The sequence below is a fragment of the Sphingomonas sp. Leaf208 genome, from assembly GCF_001421415.1.
GTDB lineage: Bacteria > Pseudomonadota > Alphaproteobacteria > Sphingomonadales > Sphingomonadaceae > Sphingomonas.
The window spans coordinates 1-3513 of the sequence record NZ_LMKH01000028.1 but is presented as its reverse complement, the minus strand read 5'-3'; the positions used below and the strand labels follow the sequence as shown (position 1 = coordinate 3513).

Genomic DNA, 3513 nt, shown 5'->3' with positions numbered 1-3513 from the left:
TCGCCATCGTTGTAACGCCTGGTCGTACCGTCAGTCATATGCCTCACTCTTATCTAAGAGCGGGGCCCTGTCAGGTCATTTAGGGGGCCACCTCAGGCCAGACTTGCGACCCAAGCCGATGCTCTTGGCCATCGTGCGACGTGCTTCTGAATAGGTAGGAGCAACCATAGGGTAATCGGCCTTTAGGCCATAACGCTCGCGATATTCCACTGGCGTCATACCGTTGGTCGCGAGGTGACGGCGCAGCGTCTTGTACGGCTTCCCATCGATCATGCTGATAATGTGGTCGGGACTAGCAAGCGACTTACGAGCCGTCACTGCCGGGGTGTATTCTTGAGCAGGTACCTCAGGCTCGGCAGCCGTAGTATTACCGCCTACCAGCGCCGAAACCGTTTCGTACATTTTGTTCAGGAATGCCGGAACGTCGTCGGCGTTGGTACGCGTATTGGGGTTAGCCAACCAAGCAATTGTCAATTCCGTGGCAAGCTCAACAGGGTTTAAATCAAGGGTAGTGTCGGACATAGGATTCTCCATTTCTGGACGCGCATGTAGGTATTTGATCGATCGCTGGCAATGTCAGACCGGTTAGGGCCATTTATTTAAGGTTAAAATACTGAACCGACCCAAAATTCGGCAATCGAAACCTGCTAAGCCGACTGATGCCTTTCTAAAAACGGTCAGTTTTTGAAAACTTGGCATATATGCCAAAGCAAACTTGCAAAATCGCTGGAAACTAACATAACGGATAACGTTTATGCCTTGCCGCGATCGTCCTCCGGCCGTGGCCGGTCCGTCCTTGCTACCCTGTGGGGACGGGCCGTCGCTCGCTAATCAGTGACAAACGGATAGGGGTTATCACGCTAAGTCAAGAGCACTGTCTCAGTGCTTTGTAAGTGGGATCATACCGATAGCGCTGTCAACGATGGCTCCAACGACTTTAAAATCTAATCGGATCGCCAGAATCCGGAGCTCCGCAAGCGCATTCACCAGATCCTGACCAGTCTCGGGTTCACCAAGTTCCGTCCGGAATGCTTCTTCGTCTTCGGGATTATTAGGTCTCACGCCGGCTCTATAGCGGAGTAGGCGATGCTACCCGATGGTATCGATGTGTGGTTGACTAGTAGCTGCAGACTATATCCTCGAACAGCCGTCAACAATTTTTACCGTCGAAATTGCGTATTAACAGAAGTGCCTGGGCAGCGGCGCGGTTTGCCTACAATTGTCCTGCCAGTTATCTTCATGAAATATCTAGTCTTATCCGGCGCATTCTGCCGATCCAGATGGGACACTGAAGGTGGCCAGCCCTTCAGTTCCTTTCTTCGGCTTTATCCTGCTGCTCGTTGTCGTTGTCGGCGCTGTCTACCAACGGTGCGACGGCCTCGAACACGACCCCACCAGGAAGGTATGAGATTTTTGCTGTTCCACCGGTTTCGTGCGCCAAAACACGCTGAATGAGCTGTGTGCCAAAGCTGGTCCGGGTCGGCGGCTCAACCGGTGGGCCTCCTGACTCAACCCATGTGAGGTGGAGATCATGCGGCTGCCCGCCGTCCATGACCTTCCAGCTCAGATCAATCACGCCATCGGCGGTCGATAACGCGCCATATTTTGCCGCGTTGGTTGCAAGCTCATGGAGGGCAAGGGCGAATGCGACGACAAGGCGGGGCGGGAGCTGAAGGTCCTCACCGGAAAGCTTGAAGCGTTGACCGTCTTCTACCCCGAAGGGGGTAAGCGTGCGCTCGATTAGCGTACGCAGGGACGTGCTCTCGAACCGGTCACTGATCAGCAAGTCATTCGCGGCAGACATCGCGTGTATGCGTGCTTGCAGCGTCGTGCCGGCCTCCTGCACGGAGGTCGCCCGGCGCATCGTTTGCGAGACGATCGCCTGCAGGGACGCGAGCGTATTTTTCACTCGGTGGCTTAGCTCATTAGCCAGAAGGGTCCGATGCTCCTCAGCGCGCCTCCGTGCGGTCACGTCCTGGGTCGTCCCGACGATTGCCAACGGTGTTCCATCGGCGCGGTAGCTCGCCTGTCCCCGGATCTGTACCCAGCGCTCCTCGCCTGCCGGCGTCCGCAAGCGGTACTCGAGGTCCAGCAGCGATCGGTCGCGTACGGCACGCTCTATGCCATCGATCTGCATCTGCCGGTCTTCCGGGTGGATCGACTCTCGCAGTTCGTCGAGGGTCAAAGGATCGGTCGGGGCACGACCGCATATCCTCTTGCACTCGGAAGATGCCGTTAGCCTGTACGTATCAAGATTGATGCTCCAGGATCCCAGGCGGCCGGCATCGAGGGCAAATTGAAGCCGCTGCTCGCTCTCCTGAAGCTCGGCAATGCGGCGCTCTACCTCTGCTTCGAGGGCATCGCGATCAAGCTGAAGATTGACGAGGCGTTCGCGCTCGAGAGTGACGTCGTACTGCGAGGCAAAGAAATAGAGCAGCATCCCGTCGTCGTTGAACACGGGTGAAACCAGCAACCGGTTCCAGAAATGTGTGCCGTCCTTCTTGTAGTTCAGCAGGTCGAGTTCGATCGACTCCCGGACGCGTATTGCGTCCCGCACCCGGCCGACGTCGGCCATGTCCGTGTTCGGTCCCTGCAGAAACCGGCAGTTGCGCCCCATGATCTCGCTGCGGGCATAACCAGTCAGCCTCCCAAAGGCGTCGTTCACAAACACGATGGGATTGTCGGGCAACCGGGGGTCGGTGATGATCATCGGCATGCGCGTTGCCCGCACGGCCGAGGCAAAAGGGTCAGATCCGCTATCGCCGCGCGTCAGCTCGCGGACGATCCGCGCTTCTTCCTGGATATCTCGCACACGTCACCCCGTTCGCGTGCTCAACGGGCCTTACGACGTTGGACGCTGCGTTTTTTAGTCCTTTAGTGTCAGTAGGCTATGATGGCTATTGTGACAAAACTACTCGGTTAACAGCCTGCAAATGACACCCGGCATGGCTCGTAAATGCGGCCATTCCGCAGTCGCATTCCGAGAAAATCGACCAGAAATCCTCGCGCGCCGCAACTCGGCAGATAGCGGGCGGGTTAGGGCTCCATGACACTTTCAACCGTACCCTACGCCCTCGTTGTCGATGATGATCCGCTCATCATGATGGACACGACTGCGATCCTCGAAGACGCCGGATTCCGCTTCTACGAGGCCATGGATGGCGACGAGGCAAAGAGTGTCTTAGCCACCAACTGGGAAAGCATCGTACTGCTGTTCTCCGACGTCGACATGCCCGGCGATACCAACGGTTTTGCGTTGGCGCGGCATGTTGCCGAACGCTGGCCCGCTATCGAAATCGTGATCGCGTCCGGTCATGTTCTACCAAAAGCGGGCGAGATGCCCGAAAAGGCCACGTTCATCTCCAAGCCGTTCAACAAGCAAATGGTGCACCAGCATTTGCGGAACATGCTTCCGGACAACAAATTGTCGGAGCCGCTCAAAAAGCCGGTTTGATCAAGCACGGAGTTTCTCGATGTAAACGGGCGTGAGATTTTGCGATTGAAGGACGGCTA

Annotated in this window: 3 protein-coding genes; 1 reads left to right on the top strand and 2 read right to left on the bottom strand. The window is 56.5% G+C overall.

The annotated features are described in order from the left end of the window. Positions 1-75: 75 nt before the first annotated feature. Both ASE69_RS12590 and ASE69_RS12585 read right to left on the bottom strand, forming a co-directional pair. Positions 76-522: a MucR family transcriptional regulator gene (locus ASE69_RS12590; RefSeq protein WP_056487155.1), complete on the bottom strand. Its 447-nt coding sequence runs from the start codon at positions 520-522 to the stop codon at positions 76-78. Between the two features lie 784 nt (positions 523-1306). Beyond that, a complete protein-coding gene (locus tag ASE69_RS12585; protein WP_056487152.1) occupies positions 1307-2812 on the bottom strand; it encodes an HWE histidine kinase domain-containing protein in 1506 nt (501 codons plus the stop codon). A gap of 234 nt (positions 2813-3046) precedes the next feature. Here ASE69_RS12585 and ASE69_RS12580 point away from each other — a divergent pair, with 234 nt between their 5' ends. Continuing rightward, positions 3047-3454, top strand: coding sequence for a response regulator (locus ASE69_RS12580; RefSeq protein ID WP_056487149.1), 408 nt, complete (start codon positions 3047-3049; stop codon positions 3452-3454). The last annotated feature ends 59 nt before the right edge of the window (positions 3455-3513 follow it).